Origin of the sequence: Clostridium sp. LS (genome assembly GCF_002760435.1) — a bacterium.
Classification (GTDB): Bacteria; Bacillota; Clostridia; order Clostridiales; family Clostridiaceae; genus Clostridium.
In genome coordinates this window covers 37100-58199 of the sequence record NZ_AUUU01000038.1, presented here as the reverse complement: position 1 = coordinate 58199, position 21100 = coordinate 37100, and the positions used below count along the sequence as shown (strand labels likewise).

Below are 21100 nucleotides of genomic sequence, written 5' to 3'. Positions count from 1 at the left end.
AATTTATTTTGGGTTACCTAAATGACAAAGAGCTGCACTCTTTGTCAGATAACATAATATTATTCTATTTAGTTCCAAACAATCTATCTCCAGCATCTCCAAGACCCGGTACGATATATCCATGTTCATTTAATCTTTCATCGATTGCTGCTAAATAAATATCAACATCATCATGAGCCTTTTGTATAGCTTCTATTCCCTCTGGCGCCCCTACTAGGCACATTAATTTTAAATTCTTTGCTCCTCTATTTTTTAACATTGTCAATGCATCTATTGATGATCCACCTGTCGCAAGCATTGGATCTACTACTATTATATCTCTTTCAGCTATATCCTGAGGTAATTTACAAAAGTATTCCACCGGTTGAAGCGTTTTTTCATCCCTATATAATCCTATATGTCCCACCTTAGCTGCTGGAATTAAATTAATTATTCCATCAACCATTCCAAGACCTGCTCTTAAAATTGGAACTACAGCAATTTTCTTACCTGCAAGCATTTTGCATCTTGCTATAGCTACTGGAGTTTTTACATCAACTTCTTCCATATTTAAATCTCTTGTTACTTCATAAGCCATTAACATCGAAATTTCTTCTACTAATTTCCTGAAATCCTTTGATCCTGTTTTTTCATTTCTTAAAATTGCTAACTTATGTAATATTAGTGGGTGATTTATTTCTGTAACTTTACTCATTATTACTCCTCCATGTTTAACTATTTAGTTATGCTTAATAAAATTTATTTAGAATATTTCTTTTCAATTTCTGAAATTTTGTCTATTCTATTTTGGTGCCTATCTCCCTCAAATTTTGCTGATATAAAAGTTTTTACGATATCTAAAGCAAGGCCTGCCCCAACTACCCTTTGCCCCATAGTTAATATGTTTGCGTTATTATGCTCTCTAGTTGCATGCGCACTAAATGTATCTGAACATAATGCAGCCCTAATTCCTGGAACCTTATTTGCTGCAATACTAATTCCTATTCCAGTACCACAAATTAATATTCCAAATTCATATTCCTTAGCCGCAACTGCTTCCGCTACTGGTAAAGCTATATCAGGATAATCACAAGAACTAACTGAATATGTTCCAAAATCTTTTACTTCATGATTTTCACTTTCTAAAAACTTAACAATTTCATTCTTTAATTCAAATCCACCATGATCGCATCCTATTGCAATTTTCATAATTAAATCATCTCCCTAATTATTTTGATTGGTGAATGATTAATAATTAATGATAAATGATTAAAGTTGAAATTACTATGTAATTTCTTAAAAATATACATTTATAAAAATCTCTTAAAGGGATTTTTTCCGCAATCATTCATTATTCATCATTCATTATTCATCATCCTAAACTTCTATAATATCAAACCCTGCAGCCTTATTTAACCTATTCATTATAGCTATACCTAGGCCTTCTTCCTTGTATCCTTCAGCAAGAACCAAATTTGCTTTTAAATCATCACATTTCCTTAAAGATTCAAATAAATTCTTAGCAACTGTTGACAAATCCATTATACTTCCCATAATTATACAATTACCTTCAGTATATTCTTTTGCATTCTCTTCAACAGTAAGAATACATACCTTTTTACCTTTTTCTATATTATAGTGTACCATTTCTTTTATTTTTTCAATAGTTTTTTTTCTTTCTCCCGAAATTATTGTCACTTTAGCATCAGGCGCATAGTGTTTATACTTCATCCCTGGTGCTTTAGGCTTTAAATTCCCCCCTGGCTTTTCCATTATAGCTTTGTCGATCTCAATTCTCGAATCTATTTCTTTAAGCATTTCTAATGTAATTCCACCTGGGCGCAAAACTACTGGAGGATACACAGTACAGTCAACAATCGTTGATTCTACACCTATATCGCTTTGTGCTCCTCCTAAGATACAATCTACTTTACTATTTAGATCCTCTATACATCTTTGAAAATCTGTTGGACTTGGCCTACCACTTATATTAGCAGAAGGTGCTGCAATAGTTGTATTAGATAATTCAATTAGCTTTCTGGCTATTTCGTTATCGGGCATTCTGATTCCAATAGAGTCTAAATTAGCGCTAGTTACATCTGGTATTATACCCTTTTTTCTTAAAATTATTGTTAGAGGTCCTGGCCAGAACTTATCTATAAGTTTTTTTGCAACTACCGGAACTTCTCTTGCATATAATTCTATGTTCTTTGATGAAACATGAATTATTAGTGGATTATCCTGCGGTCTCCCCTTCGCTTTAAATATCTTTTTTACCGCTTCAGAATTTAATGCATCAGCTCCTAACCCATAAACAGTTTCTGTCGGAAAAACAACAGTACCTCCATTCATAATAAATTCAGCAGCTTCTTTTATTTTGTCCTCGTCTTTTTCAACATTACTTATTATACTAACTTTAGTCTCCAAGCGCCTTACCTCCTCTCTCACTCCTTTAATTAACTGGTCACTTCAAGTTCCATTAAACTATAAGCTGTCCTCTAGCGATCTTTATGTTCTGTATACTATCATCAGTATAAACAGCCTTAACACAATTCTTATATATTAAATCTAACAATAAATATTTCTTTAATCCGCCTCTTTTAATTACCTGAAAATAATAATCTCTATTGGGGCTTGCTTTATTAATAACATTATATTGCTCGGAAATTTGCGGATATCTCTTTAAAAAATTTTGATCTACTAGCCTTAATCCTCTATTCTTAAATTTTACATTCGTTATTAAAACAATCTCTAAATCATAATCTGATTTATTTGTATGTACTAGGACAACTTTGTCACATATAATTAAATATTCTTTAACAAAAATTCCCGTTTTAAATATCAATCTATTGTTTAAGTATCTATACTCTACTTTATAACCATTCATTTTAACAATGATAGCTACTACTATCAAAAACTCAATAAAGATTACATAACTTATATAAAATATAGTAGTTAATCCCGTTATTAACAGTATTATAGGAAGAAATAGTGCAATAACAACCATAGAAATCAAAAATATTTTAAGATGAGATTTTTCCTTTTTTATAGCTTTATATATATCCATAATTAATCCCCTAAATTACTTTTAATGCATATTATGTCTAAAGCCCTACATAATATAATGCAAGGCTTTGTTAAGTAATTAATTATTACATTTGTGTATTTCCCATGGATTTCATTTTTTCAGCTTGATCTGCTGTGATAAGTGCATTTATCATTTCATCAAGATCTCCAGCTAAAAATGTATCTAACTTATATAAAGTTAATCCTATTCTATGGTCAGTAACTCTTCCTTGTGGGTAGTTATAGGTCCTAATTCTTTCACTTCTATCTCCGGTTCCAACTTGACTCTTTCTATCTTCAGCGATTCCTTCTGCTCTTTCTCTCTCTGCTTGTTCATAAAGCCTTGACTTTAAAACTTTCATAGCCTTTTCTTTGTTTTTTAATTGTGATTTTTCATCTTGACATGAAACCACAAGGCCTGTTGGTAAATGAGTAATTCTAACAGCTGAATCTGTTGTATTAACACATTGTCCCCCATTTCCTGAAGCTCTAAATACATCTATTCTTACATCTTTATCTAAAACTTCTATTTCAACATCGTCCACCTCTGGCAAAACCGCTACTGTAGCTGTTGAAGTATGAATCCTTCCGCTTGACTCAGTATCTGGCACTCTTTGTACTCTATGAACGCCGCTTTCATATTTTAGCTTAGAATAAGCGCCATTACCCTTTATCATAAAGACAACTTCCTTGAAACCACCTAGATCTGTCTCATTTAAACTCATAATCTCTGTGGCCCATCTTTGAGTTTCAGCATACCTAGTATACATTCTGAATAAGTTATAAGCGAATAGTGCAGCTTCCTCACCACCTGCACCCCCTCTGATTTCAATAAATACATTCTTATCATCATTAGGGTCTTTAGGAAGTAATAAGATTTGAATTTCTCTTTCTAATTCAGCTTCCCTATTTGTGAGATCTGTTATTTCTTCATTTAACATTTCTCTCATCTCTCTATCACTTTCGCTGCTTAACATTTCCTTGTTAGCCTTTAAATCTTCAGTTACTTTCTTGTAATCTCTATATGCATTTACTATAATTTCTAAATCAGCATGTTCTTTGCATAATTTTCTCCATTCATTCTGATTTTGCATAATTGAAGGATCACTAATTTTAACTGATAATTCATCATATTTATTTTCTATAAATTCTAATCTATCTAATAACATTTAATCACTCCGTACTTTTTTTTTCACATTTCTACATTATATCACAACTTAAATCAGTTAACAATTAAGAGTTAACAGTGTACAGTTGAAGATGAAGCTCATAAAGAAAGTCTTACTAACCAAATACAAGATTTGGAGCATTACTTTTTACTGCGTAATTTCTTTAAATATATTTTTGAAAAACCTATGGCTTTCCTTCTATAATTGTTAACTCTTAACTGCCATAACTATCCTATCTAGACTAGCAAAATCTTTAATTACTTTTATATCCTTAAAATTATATTCTTCCATCAACGATTTTACTGCTTCTCCTTGATTATACCCTATTTCAAAGGCTAATATTCCAGATTCTTTCAGCACATACTGACTTTGCAGAATTATTTTTTTATAGAATTCTAACCCATCAGCACCACCATTTAGGGCTGTGTGCGGCTCATAATTTTTAACATCGTCCATAAGATTATCTATTTCCTCTTCCTCTATATAAGGGGGATTAGAAACAATGATATCATAATTTTTTTTATCCTCTATAGCTTTTTCCAGCAAATTACTCTTTATAAATGTAACTCTATCTTCCATATCATTTTTCTTTATATTTATTAGTGATACCCTTTCTGGAACAGGATAATAATCTATTAAATCTACCTTTACATTTTTCCTATAGTGTGCCAATGCAATACCAATTGCACCAGAACCACAGCACAAATCGCATATTTGCTTCTCCTCATTTTCTTCTATACTTTTAAGCACTTCATCCACAAGTATTTCAGTATCATCTCTTGGAATTAATACACCTTCTTCAACATATAATTCAATTCCCATAAACTCACACTTATTTAAAATATATTTAACCGGCATTCTATTTCTTCGTTTTTCAATTAAATCGAAATATTTTTTGGCATTTTCTTCGCTTATTTCTTCTTCTTTGTTTGTAATTAAATAAATTCTATTTTTTTCAATTACGCTCCCCAGCAATAACTCAGCATCCAATCGTGCTGTATCAATCCCCTTTTCTTTTAAGGTAAAAGTTCCTGCTTTTAATAATTCCTCAATATTCTTATTAGGTTCTTTAATTCCTTCTGCTGCTTTTAAAGATGCAATAGCAACTTCAATTTGTGAATCATCCGGTTCCTTAGTAGTTAGCAATTGCAACTTAAGACCTGGGTAAGCTATTACTTTAGCTAACATGTTATCATTTTTGCCTAGCCACTTTATAAGCTCATAACTTATACCGGTTACTAACGGTATAAGAACAATTCTAATCACTAACCGCTGAACAATTCCACCCCAGCCGGTAAAAGAAAATACTATAATGCTAACAAGCATGACTAAAAATAAAAAATTCGTACCACATCTCGGATGTAGTCTTGGTTGTTTTCTGACATTTTCTACCGTTAACTCTTCCATAGCTTCATAGCAAAATATTGTTTTATGTTCAGCCCCATGATATTGAAAAACTCTGTATATATCATCAAGTTTACTTATGAAAAACATATATAATAAAAGGACTATTATTCTTATACATGCCTCAATTAAATTTAACATTATATTAGAGATACTTAACCCTTTAAAAAACGAAGCAATACCTGTTGGCAATGCAACAAAAAGTCCTATAGCAAGAATAAAAGAAATAAACATTGTTATCCCCATTAGTACATCATTAGCTTTTTTACCTAGTTTATCTTCCAGCCATTTTTCAAATTTCGATGGTTCCTCATCTTCACCCTCTAAAAATGTAGCAGAATAATTTAATGATTCCATCCCAACCTTCATTGATTCTACTAGTACAAAAAAACCTCTGAGAAAAGGTATATTTAGTATAGGATACTTTTTAGTTATTGGTCTGTTATCTTTATAGTCTATTTCTATATTTCCTTTAGGAGTTCGAACTGCTGTTGCAAGACTTTTACTGCCTCTCATCATAACTCCTTCTATTACAGCTTGACCCCCAACATCACGTCTTTTCATTAAATAATCACTTACTCTCTTTTATTATTTTTCTTTGTATTTGTAATAACACTCTCCACATAATGATTCATATTCAACATTATCCTGCTCATCTATAGCAATTTGCTCCCCTTCAAATACAAATCTATTATTTATTTTTCTTCCATTAAATATAGCTTTTTTACCGCACGCGCATATTGTTTTCATTTCCTCTATACTATGTGCTAGCAAAAGCAACCGTATACTCCCTTCAAATCCATTCATTTTAAAATCCGTTCTAAGACCATAGCATATTATAGGTATATTAATCTTAACTGCTATTTCAAATAATTGATCAATCTGTTCAGACTTCATAAATTGAACTTCATCTACTAATATACAATCTATTTTTTTGCCGTTTGTTAAATAATTATGTACTATATTTAAAATATTATCATTTTCGGAAATTAATAAATCTACCTGCCTATTTACTCCTAGTCTAGATACAAGCGTATCCCCGCCTTTATTATCAATCAAAGGCTTTATAATAATCACTCTCATTCCCCGCTCTTCATAATTATAAGCAACTTGCATTAAATGAGTTGACTTACCTGAATTCATAGCCCCATATCTAAAATATAATTTACTCATACATAAAGTACTCTCCTTCTAAAGGTATCATACACGATTATATCATTTAATACTAATCATAAAAAGATATTTTTATATAATTACACCCCATAATTTATTATTGACGCTAATTTTCCACTATGCTATAATTTAGAGGTTGTTATTGAATAATTAACATAAGTTCATATAATTGAAAGAGGTGAATAATAATGAGAGAAGGCATACATCCAGAATACCACCACGAAACAGTGGTTAAGTGTGCATGTGGAAACACTTTCACTACAGGTTCTGTTAAATCAGAATTAAAAGTTGAAATATGCTCTAAATGCCACCCATTCTTCACTGGAAAACAAAAAATTGTTGACGTTGGTGGAAGAGTTGATAAATTCAACAAAAGATTCAACCTTGGCAGCAAGTAATAACCTGAGGGAAAGACAATGTCTTTCCCTTTTTGTTAACCTTAATAGATATAGAAAAACGGTTATTTGTCCATACATTAACATAAAAAATTTTTTATCTACATAATATTAAGATAATTAACTATATTTTAATACATTACCATACATAATTTAATATTTAAATTATATAATAAACATGGTAAACTATGTAATATAATACAATCGAAATGAGTGACTTTCATGAAAAAAGTATTAATCTTAACAACATCTACAGGACAAGGACATAATCAAGCTGCTGCATCTGTAGCAGAATCTTTTGAAAGTGCTGGTTACCAAATCACCAAGCTTGATTTTCTAGCTAAAAACAGCAAATTTCTTAATGACATTATAGTAATGGCATATGAAATTTCTGCCTCAAAGTTTCCAAGAACTTATGGCTTATTTTACAAACTAACCGACAATAAATTCATTAACAAATTTTTAAAACATGTTTTCTTTTTGACTAGAAAGAAAGTTTCCAGGCTTATAAACGAAATACAGCCTGATATCATTATAGCTACTCACTCTATTAATATAAGTGTACTTTCAGACTTAAAAAAACAAGGATTGAAGACTCCATTCATTTTAGTAGTTACTGATTTTAAAGCTCATTATCTCTATGTAGATTCTTGTGTTGACGCTTACATTACCGGAAGTAACTATACTAAACAATCACTGATAGACAGAAATATTAACCCTGATAAGATTTATCCTGTAGGCATCCCTATAGACAGTAAATTTTATACCGAAATTACATCCGCCGATACCCTAAAAGATGATGAATATTTTAATTTATTACTTATGGGTGGAAGCCTCGGATTAAGCAAAATATTTCTAGTTCTGAAGGAATTATTAAAAAACACAAATAAGTTAAGAATTACGGTTGTTTGTGGTAAAAATAGTCACCTAAAAAACAAATTAATAAAATACTGTAAAGATAATGAATTTGAAAATAAAAAACTTCACATATTAGGTTTCACCAAGGATATATCTTACCTAATGGATTACTGCGATGTAATAATATCTAAGCCTGGCGGTTTAACTGTCACTGAATCCATTGTTAAAAATATCCCATTAGTAATTCCTTTTGCTATCCCTGGTCAAGAAAATGAAAATATTGATTTTCTCACTACCGAGGGATACTCTATTTATGTTAAAAATATTAATAAAATTAACGATACAATTAATCATTTAATCCAAAATCCAGAGGAGTTAAGCAAAATGAGGTCTAAACTCAAGGAATTATCTTCAACATATTCTCTAACAAAAATAGTTAAGATAGCAGATCAATTGATTTCAAACAAATAAAAGGATGACCACTCATTAATATTGGTCATCCTTTTATTCTTATTGAGTTTTCTTTTGAAAAGCACTTATAAATTCCTTATTATCTGTAGTTTTAGACAACATATTGATAAGATTTTCTGTAACATCATCTGCATTTCCATCTTTGTACATTATCCTTCTTATAGAAAATGCAACTTCTAACTCGTCTTTAGATAAGATTAAATCTTCTTTTCTAGTTCCTGATTTATATATATCTATAGCCGGGAAAATTCTTCTTTCTTGCAATCTTCTATCTAAATGAACTTCCATATTTCCAGTTCCTTTAAACTCTTCAAAAATCATATCATCCATTCTTGATCCAGTCTCTATAAGAGCAGTTGCAAGTATAGTTAAGCTTCCACCCTCTTCAATTTTTCTTGCCGCACCAAAGAATTTTTTAGGCATTATTAGCGCACCTGGATCAAGACCTCCTGATAAAGTTCTACCTGTAGGATTTATTGTTAAATTATATGCTCTAGATAGCCTTGTTATACTATCCATAAGAATAACAACATCTTTCCCTTGTTCAACCATTCTCTTAGCTCTTTCTAAAACCATTTGGGCTACCTTAGCATGATTTTGTGGTTCTTCATCAAAAGTAGAATAAACTACATCCCCATTTATAGATCTCTTCATATCTGTAACTTCTTCTGGTCTTTCATCTATAAGTAATACTATTAATTTAACTTCTGGATAATTCTTAGAAATATTCTGAGCTACCTTTTTTAATAAAGTAGTTTTACCAGCCTTAGGCGGAGCTACAATAATTCCTCTTTGCCCTTTCCCTATTGGACAAATTATATCCATCAATCTAGATGCTAAATCATTTTTATCAGAAGTCTCTAATCTCAACCTCTCTTTAGGATATATAGGAGTTAAAGTTTCAAATGATTTTCTGCCTATAGCTTTTTCTGGATGCTCACCATTAACTTTTTGAACAAACAAAAGGGCTTTAAATTTTTCTGTTTCTTTTGCTTCCCTTACTTTTCCTTCCACTTCATCGCCAGTTCTTAAATTAAACCTTCTAATTTGCGACGGAGATACATATATATCATCACTACTAGTTAAGTAATTCTTACATCTTAAAAATCCAAAGCTGTTATTTTCTAAAATTTCTAAAATTCCTTTTGCTACATTGGATTCATCTATCATTTCTTTCAAGTTTTCTTTTTTCTCTGCACTTTCATCCTTAGACACAATTTCTTCCTTTTTCTCAGTATCACCACTCGCTTTTGTAGTTTCCTTATTATTAATTCTTTCTTTAGTATCTTGAGGTTTTTCCGCAACTTTTGGAGCTATATTCTCTCTCAAAATAACGCCATCTTTTTCTATAAAATTATTAGAACTTTTTAATATTTCTTCTATCAACTCATTTTTTTTATACTTAGATATATTCTTAACGCCCAAATCTTTAGCAATATCTTTTAAGGCTGTTAATGTCATACTTTCGTATTCTTGTTTTGTCAAATTTCCACCTCCAATTTATAGACTGTTAATCTATAAAAATCATTTTTATAAAATTTTTTCTTTTACTTGCAATTGGAAAACTAATAATAAGATGATTAGATGTGATATACATTTTAGGGATAATTCAGAATATCCTTTTGAACTTTAATTTTAACATTTTAGGAATTTTCATAAAAAATTAATATCAAATTTTATTTAATTTATTATATATCAATTTTATATAATTTTGAACTGGTAAATTATTACGATAAATTCACCAGTTCATGTATTTATTATTCTCAAAATTATTATATATTAAACTTGTTAATAAAACAATTTTTACTTTGATTTATTTTCTTTTAATGCTGCTTCTATAAAACCTACAAATAATTTATGTGGTTTATTTGGCCTTGATTTAAGTTCTGGATGGAATTGAACTGCAACATACCAAGGATGGTCTTCAACTTCAACAATTTCAACTAATCTTTCATCAGGACTAGTTCCTACAATTTTCATTCCTGCTTCAATTATTTGTTTTCTAAATTCATTATTGAATTCATATCTATGTCTGTGTCTTTCACTTATAGTTTCTTTCTTATAAGCTTTATAAGAATTACTATTTTCATCTAATTCACAAGGATATTGACCTAGTCTCATAGTACCACCAAGATTTTCTATATCCTTCTGATCTAACATAAGATCTATTACTGGATGTTTTGTATCCGGATTTATCTCTGAGCTATTAGCATCTTCATATCCCAATACACTTCTTGCATACTCAATAACAGCGCATTGCATTCCTAGACAGATTCCTAAGAAAGGTTTTTTGTTTTCTCTTGCCCACTTTATTGCAGCAATTTTACCTTCTATTCCTCTATCTCCAAATCCGCCTGGAACTAAAATTCCATCTACGTCATTAAGCATTTCTTCAGCATTGCTGTTTTCAATATTTTCTGCATTAACCCATTTTATTTCTACTTTAGAATCATTAGCAAATCCACCATGACTTAATGCTTCAACTACTGATATGTACGCATCATGTAATTCAACATATTTACCAACTAAAGCTATTTTCACGTTATTCTTAAGATTTTTTATTTTCATTACCATTTCAATCCATTCAGAATTATCTATATCTCTACATCCTAAATGTAATTTCTCACACACAAGATTGTCTAATCCTTCTGAATGCAACATTAATGGTACTTCATATAAATGCTCTGCATCAAGATTTTGAATTACTGATCTTCCATCTATATTACAGAATAAACCTATTTTAGCTTTAATATCATCTGTCAGTTCTTTCTCAGCTCTACAAACTATTATATCAGGTTGAATACCTATCATTCTTAATTCTTTTACAGAGTGTTGAGTTGGTTTCGTTTTTAATTCTCCTGCTTTTCCCAAGTACGGTACCAATGTAACGTGGATATAACAAACATTTTCTGCTCCAACTTCACTCTTAATTTGTCTAATAGCTTCTAAAAATGGTTGAGATTCTATATCACCAACAGTTCCACCAATTTCAGTTATTACTACATCAACATCTCTTTCATTTGCTACTTGATACACCTTATCCTTTATTGCATTTGTTATATGAGGAATTACTTGAACTGTAGCCCCAAGGTATTCTCCTCTTCTTTCTTTTTCTATAACCGAACTGTATATTTTACCAGTTGTAACATTTGAGTTTAAAGTTAAATTCTCATCTATAAATCTTTCATAATGACCTAGATCTAAATCTGTCTCCGCACCATCATCAGTCACAAAAACTTCTCCGTGCTGGTATGGACTCATTGTTCCTGGATCTACATTTAAATATGGATCAAATTTTTGAATAGAAATTTTAACCCCCCTATTCTTTAACAATCTCCCAAGAGATGCCGCTGTTATCCCTTTTCCGATTCCTGAAACAACTCCACCTGTAACAAAAATGTATTTTGTATTCATTTTTATCCTCCCTATGTAAAAAAATGATATATAATCTTACTATTGACATTTCAATCAATCGATGCTATAATGTATATTACCCCATAAAATATATTATGGGGTATCTGTGTTGCTTGATAACATAGGTATTATATTATCACATATTTGTATTAATATCTAGTCTTTTTTTATAAATTAGTTATACTATTCTTTCCTATATTATTTTCTAGTTCAAAATACCTTTCTCTAAAAAGCTTATTTATCAATAACTTTTCTTCAGCCAACTTTACACTGTTATTTATACTCTTTGCCGTTTTAAGTTTAAGTATCTCTTTAATCTGATCAACTTCTAGGCAATGATTATTCTTTAATATTAACAATAATATATATTTATTGTCTCTATTTTTTAATAATTCTATAAATTTTTCTTCACCTATTCCATAATAACTACATATATTATTCAATATCTTTAAATATTTCAATTTATTTTCCATACATATCCCTCCCTTTCAAATTATATCCTGTTATTTTTTAAATTAATCAAATATATTTCAATCTTTTTTATTCTTTCAAAAGAGAGGCTGATGTCATATTTTTTATTGCATATAATTTAATTAAGCCTTATATCAATTGTCAAATTAGTCTTCAATGCTGGTTGTCCACCAATTTCTAATATGTACATTGTACTTATAACTCCACCATTTTCATTAACATTTATATCAAGTTTCCTAGTATCTATTTTTATATCCATTATTCCATATGGCGTTTTATATAAAGATACTGTCTTTTGCTTATCTTTAAACTCCATTCTAGTTTCTGTGGTCCCTTCCCTAATTAAATCAAAGGAATCTTTTCTTATTATTATCGTAGTTTTTGTTCCTTCCATTCCAGAAAGTTTTGTTTCTTCGTACTCTACCTTAAACCCATCCTGCATTTCATAAAAATCTCCTGGAGTTACTAATCCTATTAAATCTTCTTCATCATTTATAACAGTACTATCAACAGTAATAATTGCTTTTTTATTCATAATTAACCTCCAAATGTTATTTTATATTTTTCATTTGCTTTGTAATCTAATTTACAAAGTATAATGCAGATTTACTTTCAAAAGTAATCTTAATTGAAAATTATAGTTACAAAAATAATATCTACATTGTACTTTTTTAAATTTATACACATGATGAAATATCTTATTACTTCAAATGTCTTATAACTCTGTTTTTTAACTAAATAAATCCTTAAACATCTCTACGATTTTAAATTTTATTTGTATATTATTATTTCCCTTATCATCATCTTCTTGCTTACTTGGTTCATCTTTATCCTGATTTAATTGCTCATGCAAATTAGATTGGTTTTCACTTGATTTTATTTTTTCTTCTGTTTTATCATACTCTACTTGCGCCTTTGACTCATCAACAAAACATAATGGCGGAAACATTACACACCACCAATTTCTCCCTTGTCCACTTCCTATGATTATCCTAAAGGCCTCATAGTTACCTTGTGGTAAAGTTATGTTACCATAAGACTTTTCAGGGAAATTTTCTCTAGATAATTGAACCTGTACATTATATCCATAATTATTTTCTTTAATTACTTCTTCTGCAATTTTCTTTACTTCCTGCATTCTGTCTTTTATAATTTGCCTAGACTCATCTAAGGATGCTGACTTATTTAAATAAGGATATAAATAATCTATTACTTTATCTTTAACTTTTAATTTTAATTTTTGGTCATCATCATTATCACTATTCGCTATTACATGAAATCTTATTAATGAATCTTTAACCTCATCATAATTAAGTACCCTATTATTCTCTATATTATCAGTATTTTTACTAGTTCCAACCAGGTTAACCTTAAAATTACTACCATTATTCCCTTGTACGCTTGTACACCCACAGGCAAATATAATTATAGTTAAACTTATCAAAACAGTAAAAATAATTTTTTCAAATTTTAAATTTTTTTTCATAACTAAACCCCCTTGTAGTTCAAAGTATTACCACTTGGGGGTTTTTTATACACTTTCTAACTTAAATTGTTCTTGTAATAAATACGTCTTTATACTTCTTCTTCATATTATCATAACATATTTGTGCTTTTAACATATCATCAAAAAAAGCAAAAACTGTAGGGCCACTTCCACTCATCATACTGCCAATAGCACCATTCAATTTTGTTTCTTCCTTGATATTTGAAATGATTCTATGCTTTTTCAAAGTTACATTTTCTAATAAATTTTTCATATTATTTACTACACAATAGATATCATCATTTTCCATTCCCTTAATTATTTCATCTATTCTAGGATGAAGAACAACCTTTGATAGATCAAAAGCTTTATATACTTCTTTAGTTGATACACCAAAAGGCGGTTTTATTAAAACTAAAATTTTATTTTGAAATTTTTTTAATGGAGTAATTCTCTCCCCAATACCTTCACACAATGCTGTTCCACCATTTATGCAATAAGGAACATCCGCACCTAGCTTTAATCCTAGCTCTTTTAATCTTTCATCATCAGCATTTATATTAAACAACTTATTCATAAGCTTTAAAACTCCTGCAGCATCAGTACTACCTCCAGCCAATCCAGCTGAAACAGGAATATTTTTAACTAAATTTATGTCAACTCCATCATTAATAGAATAAACTTCCTTGAACAGTTTTGCTGCTTTATATGCCAAATTTCTTTCATCCGTAGGAACATAGTGTTTATTACACCTTAAGTTTATTCCAGAATTACTTCTCTCAATTTCAATTATGTCATATAAATCTATTGTCTGCATTATCATTTTTAACAAATGATATCCATCATCTCTTTTTCCTACAACATCTAAGGCAATATTTATTTTTCCATAAGCCTTAATCTTCATTCTTATATATCTCCTCTGCACATTTTAACAATATTTTATCATAGGTAAAAAATCTTGTCTAATAAAGTTATACAAGGAGGATTTTATATAATTTTATTCTTGTTAGATTTTAGGCTTGTTATAGCGGAAAATTATAAATAAATTTTGCACTTAAATAAAAACTATATATTATTAATATATTGCCTATATCTTTTTGCACTTACTGTAGCTACTTCTTTTAGTGGTTCATTATTTATAAAATTTACAAGCGGTTCTAGTTTTTCGTAAAACACTACAATTATATCATTTTTATTACTACTCTCTACCGCATACTTTAAAGCATCTACTTCATCTAAACATATATCTACATTTGCATTTTTATTTGCTTCTAGTATAGATTTTTCTAAAATTTCTGCAATTTCACCGACTTTTCTGCCACGTCTATCTTTATCTTCTTTTATTATTATTTTGTCAAAACTGTTAGCACATAACTCTCCAATTGCATATCCAATATCATTTTTTCTATCTCCTGGTATTCCAATTACACCAATTAAATTATTTTTTTCTTTTATTTTTTCTAATGAGGATAGTACAGCCCTATATCCTTCAATATTATGGGCATAATCTAAAATAATCTTTCTATCATAATAGTTATATACATTAAATCTTCCACTATTATCCTTACTATCAGATTTGAAATCCATAAATCCTTTACTAATCATGCAATAATCAATACTTAACCCTACTAATCCACCGCACGCTGCCATAGCATTTTCAATATTATATTGTAGCTGTCCATTAAAAGAAATAGGAATTTCTTTTATTGAGACAATTTCATATTTCTTCTTATTATTAATTACACAAATCATGTCATTTTCTATAAAAACTGCTATTTTACCACTAGATATATTTTCTTGTATCAATGGATTTTCTTTAGATTTTGAAAAATAAATTTTTTCAGCTTCAAATCTATTAATTATTGCCTTACTATATTTGTCATCAGCATTTATTACTACAAAACCATCTTTTTTGACAGCTTCTCCAATTAATGCTTTTGCAAAACTTAACTCTTCAATTGTATTAATCCCATCTAGGCCTAAATGATCATTGGTTATATTAGTTATAATTCCTACATTAGCAAGATCATATGCCAGCCCTTTTTTTACCAATCCACCCCGAGCAGTTTCTAAAACAGCTACATCTACATCCTTATTCATTAGTATTGTCCTTGCACTTTCAAATCCTGTGTCATCACCCTTATGAATACACTTGTCATTTAAATATATACCATCAGTACAAGTCATTCCTACGGTATTACCCATCTTTCTTAACACATGACCTATTAGTCTTGTAGTAGTAGTTTTTCCATTTGTACCTGTAATGGAAATCACAGGAATATTGCTAGGTTTGTCATCATAAAGCATTTCGAGTATTGCTTTACCAACATTACGAGCCTTTCCCTTCGAAGGATAATGATGCATTCTTATTCCCGGAGCAGCATTTATCTCTAAAATAACTCCATTATTTTCTTCAAGAGGAACTCCAATATCTTTTGTGCAAATATCAACTCCACATATATCTAACTCTAAAGTTTTTGCAGCGTTTATACAATACTCGATATTTTCCTCGCAAATATCGTCTGTACAATCCACAGCCATACCACCTGTTGAAAGATTAGCGTTTTCTCTAAGTAATATCTTTTCTCCTTTTTTAGGAATATATTCTAATGTATATCCTCTCTTTAACAAACATGAAGTTAATTCTGTATTAATCTTTATTTTTGTTAGAGCTTTTTCATGATCTTCGCCTCTTAAAGGATCCTCATTAATAATATCAATTAATTCTCTTAGATTATTCTTTCCATCTCCAATGACAAAAGGTGCTATTCTTAAAGATACAGCTACCACTTTATAATTAACTACACAAACTCGATAATCTTTTCCTTCAAAATATTTTTCAATGATAATATCTTTTTGACTTTTTCGCAAATTCATATATGAATCAACTAATTGTTTTTGATTTTTTATATTAAGTACTACACCTTGACCTTTATTTCCACATTGAGGTTTTAACACTACTGGATATCCTATTCTTTCTGCTTCCTGCAATAATCCTATCAAATTAAACACTTTGCTTCCGTCTGCTACTGGAATATTTTGATTAGCAAGCAATTGTTTTGTTAGGAGCTTATCACAGGAAATGTCAACACTTACGCATTTAGTTTTATTTCCTATTGAAGCCTCAATAATTTTGCTTGCCTTGCCATACCCAATTTGATAAATATTACTATCTCCAAGTTGCATAACTGGGAGATTATATTCTTTTGCAGCATCGCAAATTGCTTTTGTTGTAGAGCCCATTTGCTCTTTTTGTAAGATGTCTTTTACAATCTCTATTCTTCCTTGAAAGTCTATAGGATTTTGCTTTATTAACGAGTTAATTAAATCAATCGCAACATTAGCCGTCTCTATTACTGTGTTTTTATATTCATATTGAACAATTATATAGTACATGTCACCTTCAATTTCTCTTGCCTTTCCATAGGAAACATCTATACCTAAATTATTCTGTATTGCAATCATTATATGTTCACAAATATGTGCTAAATAGGTTCCTTCTTTTAGTCGCTTAACAAACCCGCCCTCTTCATCAATTCCACACCTATGATTTTTGAGTTCAGGTATAATATTTACAAGATTAAAATTGAAATTAGGTATTTCCTTACTTGGTATTTCAGAATATCCTTCTAAATCAATATCTATTCTAATACACTTCTTATGGGAATAAATATTTTGCCCTTCATATATTCTCTTTTGTATTATCTTCATGACTAAACTTTTCCTCCTCAAAAGGTGACTTTTTTATAAGATCAAATTTATTTCCATCAGTTAATATATGCAATCTTACGTTATGCATACTTAATATGTCATCTGCATATAATTCTGAAACATTTGTATATGTAATTTCACTGCCATCGATAAAATAAACTGCTCCTTCGCCTATAACTTCTATCATTCCAGATTGATTAACTACTATTCCTGTATTTTCATCTATTCCTATTCCTAAAACTTCAGGATTCTGTGCTATTCCTGTTAATAACCTTCCTATTCTCCCTCTTTGAGCAAAGTGTTGGTCAATTATAACATCTTTAATTAATCCCAATCCCGGGGCCATTTTTAATGTACATTTTCTTGGTGAATCTTCATCTTCACCTTGAACAATCATTGTATCACTCATTACGGATGCTCCGGCTGATGTCCCTACAATAAATGCTCCTTCTCGGCATGCTTCCTTTAAAGCGTCATAAACTGGAGTTCCACCAATTAAACTTGTTATTCTTAATTGATCACCTCCTGTAAAAAATATTAATGAAGATTCTTTAATTAATCCTACATTCATCTCATCGAATGCTTCGGTCCTTTCATTAATATCTAATACTTTTATATTCTTTACATTGAGCTCTCCAAAAACCTCTTTATATTTATTAGCGGCTTCTTTTGGATATTCAGTTGCAATTGTTGCAACTAATAAAATGTCATCATTTTTATTAATTGAATTACAAACTCTTCTTAAGATTTCTTTTTTACCTTCTTTATCTTCGGCTCCTCCAATAATTATTAAATTGCCACTTAAAACTTTTTTCAATTTTTATCACCTCATATCATGCATTACATATTCTATCCAGCAAATTTAATAATTATTCAAAAATTTAACCACAACAAAGGAGAGGTTTTAAGATAACTTTAGAGTCATCTTAAAATCTCTCCTTATAAGGCAAGTGAAAAAATAATAAGCTTAAAATATGAATTGATTATTTTTTAAAAAATTGCTCTTCCTGGAATTATTAATTTTCGTCCTTCCTCAATATGTTCTGGATCCTCAATCCTATTTATTTTAATCAAATCATCAACTGTTGTATTATATTTTTTAGCTAAATTCCAGTACGTATCCCCTGGACCTACAACATAAATGGTTATACTGGCTTTCTTTTCTGGAATACTTCCCTCTTCTTCAACTATGTCTGAAATGAATTCTTTATTAGTTTTATACAAAATTTTTCCTAATAGTATAACATTAGCTTTAACTGCTATACTATTTCCTTCTATCGCTGCATCCATATTTTCTAAACTACCCTTTACTATGGATTTCATGCTTTCATCTGCGCCAAGAATATCAATCATAGCTGAAAATGGTATTTCAGCTTTAATATGTGATAAATATTTATCTTCATCAGTTGTTTTGTATAACACATCTGCTTTAATAATTCCTTCTACAACGACTCTATCTCTCATAACTTGTTTATCAGTTAATATCACAGTGCCATTTGCAGATATAATATGTTCAGGTCTTGGATCATTTTCTTTTAGTTGAATATTATATTTAATTACTGATTCGGAGCTATTTATTCCATGAAGAATACCAACTTCATGCTCATCTTTTTTTAGCCCAAGTAAACACTTAGTAGAATATGCATCTTTAATAGTATCTATGTTTTCTTTTGAGTATATTTTTACATTTGCTTTAACAACAAATTCATTGTTTATAATTCTTACTTCTCCCAAATCATCTTCTTCTAACATTAAGTCATTGTTCGCAACTTCATATGAAACTGTTGGAATCATATCAGAGGTAATACCCTTGATTTCTTCTTCTTTTGATAAATAAATATCGTCTTCTAAAGGAATTATTTCTTTAGAATCATCACCTTTATACAAAATATTTAATTTGCAATAACATCCCAAGTAAATTTTATCTTCTAAAATTTTTATTTCCTTTTTATGAAGTAATAGAGAACACTTTAATATTTTGCTTATCTGAGGCTTATCCATCCCCACCCTGATCATAGATTTACCAACTAATTCTGCATCTTCAGTTGCACTAATTTTATTTATGCTTTCTGTTTTCTTTAGAACTTCTACATCGTCACATCCTTCGATGTCTTTTACAAACTCAAATTCATTACTCTTATAAAGCTCCCACTCTACAGTAATTATGCCTTGAATTGATATTTTTCTCTCATTCATTATATTGGCTTCAATATGTTCAACATTGCACGATGCCTCACAAATAACTCTATTTTCCCCTTGATTTAAATCAATATTATTTGTGAAGTTTTGATTATAATTGACTGAGCTTGCAACAAAGCCATCTTCTTTAGCCAAATATATTACTGTATATTCAACTTTTCCTTCTATAATTATTTTATCACCAATTAGTTCTTTATTAGTTATCATTGGTCTAGCTTCAACAGTTAATATTTCCTGTACATCTGGATGAGTATCAGGGATTAAATATTCATCTTTCAATACTGTATTAGAATTATTCTCTCTAAGTAATTGTTCGAATTGTACATTTTCTTTTACAATATCTATATCTGCCATCTTTTATACCTCCATAAAATTCCTATTATTTATTTATATACTTATGAGAACAGGTTTATGATAGGTATATTTTCTTTTTCAAAACAAAATTTAAGCGAAAATTTTACTAAATTCGTCTAATAATTTGTTAATTTAAAATTTTTTTCGTTTTTTTTATTGACATATATTATTTTTTGTCGTAATATAGTAATTGGTTATTGACCATATAACCTCTCATAAATTCTCAATACCCTTTTATACCATAGTTGAAAGATGGAAACCCACCATCTTTCTTTTTTTATTTTCTAAAACTCTTATTCACCAACTTATTTTATTCCTTTATTGATTAAAATTTTATAAACGCATTTTAGTACTACAACTTTTAAATAAAAAAGAAAAAACCCCGATTTAATCGAAGTTTATATTCTAGTTGGAAATACCAATTGTACAGTCTTTGTTAATACATCTGAATAACTATATGTCACGGTCCTTTGGGTGTCATTTTTTAATCTTATAACAAAAATGCTAGGGTATACACTTTCAATGATACCATCATTAACTAAAATCTTTTTTCTCCCACCATTAGCCTTAAGAGTCACCTTCTGACCTATGTGCCTCTCTATGTCATTTTTAATGGAAGCAATAGTTTTTACTTTTTCCATTTAAACACCCTCTTTCACGCTATATTATATCTTAAAATCATATAATTGTCAAGCAAAATAAATATTTTATCATTTATAGTGTCATATTGTCAATGTAAACATTTTTCCAATTATATATATTTACAAGCTATTTTATTATATTATCTGTATTTTTTTAATTATTATTCTATTTCTTATTAATTTTGCTCTTTTTATTTTTTAATTCAAAAATCTTTCATATGTTTTGCTACTATACAACTAACAAAGACCTTTCTTAATCTCAACTTTTCAAATAATATACATAATTACCTTGATGACAGGAAAACTTAT

General features: G+C 29.5%; 19 protein-coding genes. 2 read left to right on the top strand and 17 right to left on the bottom strand.

The features are described 5' to 3' along the window. Positions 1-64 precede the first annotated feature (64 nt). The 7 genes from upp to COL3_RS09510 all read right to left on the bottom strand — a co-directional run bounded on the left by upp (position 65) and on the right by COL3_RS09510 (position 6791). Positions 65-694 carry a uracil phosphoribosyltransferase gene (gene upp, locus COL3_RS09540; RefSeq protein WP_008428853.1) on the bottom strand — a complete coding sequence of 210 codons (630 nt, stop codon included), beginning with the start codon at positions 692-694 and terminating at the stop codon, positions 65-67. A gap of 44 nt (positions 695-738) precedes the next feature. After that, complete coding sequence (gene rpiB, locus COL3_RS09535; protein ID WP_008428854.1) at positions 739-1188, bottom strand: ribose 5-phosphate isomerase B; 450 nt, start codon at positions 1186-1188, stop codon at positions 739-741. Positions 1189-1356: 168 nt separating this feature from the next. Next, positions 1357-2406, bottom strand: coding sequence for an L-threonylcarbamoyladenylate synthase (locus COL3_RS09530; RefSeq protein ID WP_008428855.1), 1050 nt, complete (start codon positions 2404-2406; stop codon positions 1357-1359). Between the two features lie 52 nt (positions 2407-2458). Continuing rightward, positions 2459-3046, bottom strand: a complete 588-nt coding sequence (locus tag COL3_RS09525) for a hypothetical protein (protein ID WP_008428856.1) — start codon at positions 3044-3046, stop codon at positions 2459-2461. A gap of 85 nt (positions 3047-3131) precedes the next feature. Further along, on the bottom strand, positions 3132-4214 hold the full coding sequence (prfA, locus tag COL3_RS09520; protein ID WP_008428857.1) for a peptide chain release factor 1: 1083 nt from the start codon (positions 4212-4214) through the stop codon (positions 3132-3134). A gap of 207 nt (positions 4215-4421) precedes the next feature. Next, on the bottom strand, positions 4422-6182 hold the full coding sequence (gene prmC, locus COL3_RS09515; protein ID WP_008428858.1) for a peptide chain release factor N(5)-glutamine methyltransferase: 1761 nt from the start codon (positions 6180-6182) through the stop codon (positions 4422-4424). A gap of 24 nt (positions 6183-6206) precedes the next feature. Beyond that, a complete protein-coding gene (locus COL3_RS09510) occupies positions 6207-6791 on the bottom strand; it encodes a thymidine kinase (RefSeq protein WP_008428859.1) in 585 nt (194 codons plus the stop codon). Positions 6792-6979: 188 nt separating this feature from the next. On the opposite strand from COL3_RS09510, the gene rpmE reads away from it, so the two are divergent. Beyond that, positions 6980-7189 (top strand): 50S ribosomal protein L31, encoded by a 210-nt coding sequence (rpmE, locus tag COL3_RS09505; RefSeq protein ID WP_008428861.1) that lies wholly within the window; start codon positions 6980-6982, stop codon positions 7187-7189. Between the two features lie 219 nt (positions 7190-7408). Then, on the top strand, positions 7409-8515 hold the full coding sequence (locus tag COL3_RS09500) for a glycosyltransferase (protein WP_008428862.1): 1107 nt from the start codon (positions 7409-7411) through the stop codon (positions 8513-8515). A gap of 39 nt (positions 8516-8554) precedes the next feature. Here COL3_RS09500 and rho read toward each other — a convergent pair whose 3' ends face one another. The 10 genes from rho to COL3_RS09450 all read right to left on the bottom strand — a co-directional run bounded on the left by rho (position 8555) and on the right by COL3_RS09450 (position 20791). Continuing rightward, positions 8555-10000 (bottom strand): transcription termination factor Rho, encoded by a 1446-nt coding sequence (rho, locus tag COL3_RS09495; protein WP_008428864.1) that lies wholly within the window; start codon positions 9998-10000, stop codon positions 8555-8557. A gap of 318 nt (positions 10001-10318) precedes the next feature. Continuing rightward, a complete protein-coding gene (locus tag COL3_RS09490) occupies positions 10319-11929 on the bottom strand; it encodes a CTP synthase (RefSeq protein WP_008428866.1) in 1611 nt (536 codons plus the stop codon). 167 nt (positions 11930-12096) lie between these two features. Beyond that, complete coding sequence (locus COL3_RS09485; RefSeq protein WP_008428868.1) at positions 12097-12402, bottom strand: hypothetical protein; 306 nt, start codon at positions 12400-12402, stop codon at positions 12097-12099. Positions 12403-12518: 116 nt separating this feature from the next. Then, a complete protein-coding gene (locus tag COL3_RS09480; protein ID WP_008428869.1) occupies positions 12519-12935 on the bottom strand; it encodes a DUF1934 domain-containing protein in 417 nt (138 codons plus the stop codon). 195 nt (positions 12936-13130) lie between these two features. Then, complete coding sequence (gene spoIIR / locus COL3_RS09475; RefSeq protein WP_008428872.1) at positions 13131-13886, bottom strand: stage II sporulation protein R; 756 nt, start codon at positions 13884-13886, stop codon at positions 13131-13133. Between the two features lie 61 nt (positions 13887-13947). Next, positions 13948-14790, bottom strand: a complete 843-nt coding sequence (ispE, locus tag COL3_RS09470) for a 4-(cytidine 5'-diphospho)-2-C-methyl-D-erythritol kinase (protein ID WP_008428874.1) — start codon at positions 14788-14790, stop codon at positions 13948-13950. Positions 14791-14951: 161 nt separating this feature from the next. Then, on the bottom strand, positions 14952-17597 hold the full coding sequence (cphA, locus tag COL3_RS09465; protein ID WP_008428876.1) for a cyanophycin synthetase: 2646 nt from the start codon (positions 17595-17597) through the stop codon (positions 14952-14954). Continuing rightward, entirely contained in the window at positions 17569-18414 is an 846-nt protein-coding gene (locus COL3_RS09460; protein WP_008428879.1) for a cyanophycinase, read from the bottom strand. The genes cphA and COL3_RS09460 overlap by 29 nt, the downstream gene beginning before the upstream one ends. Before the next feature lie 173 nt (positions 18415-18587). Then, positions 18588-20150 carry an SPOCS domain-containing protein gene (locus COL3_RS09455; protein ID WP_008428881.1) on the bottom strand — a complete coding sequence of 521 codons (1563 nt, stop codon included), beginning with the start codon at positions 20148-20150 and terminating at the stop codon, positions 18588-18590. Between the two features lie 398 nt (positions 20151-20548). Then, a complete protein-coding gene (locus COL3_RS09450; RefSeq protein WP_008428883.1) occupies positions 20549-20791 on the bottom strand; it encodes a Veg family protein in 243 nt (80 codons plus the stop codon). Positions 20792-21100 lie beyond the last annotated feature (309 nt).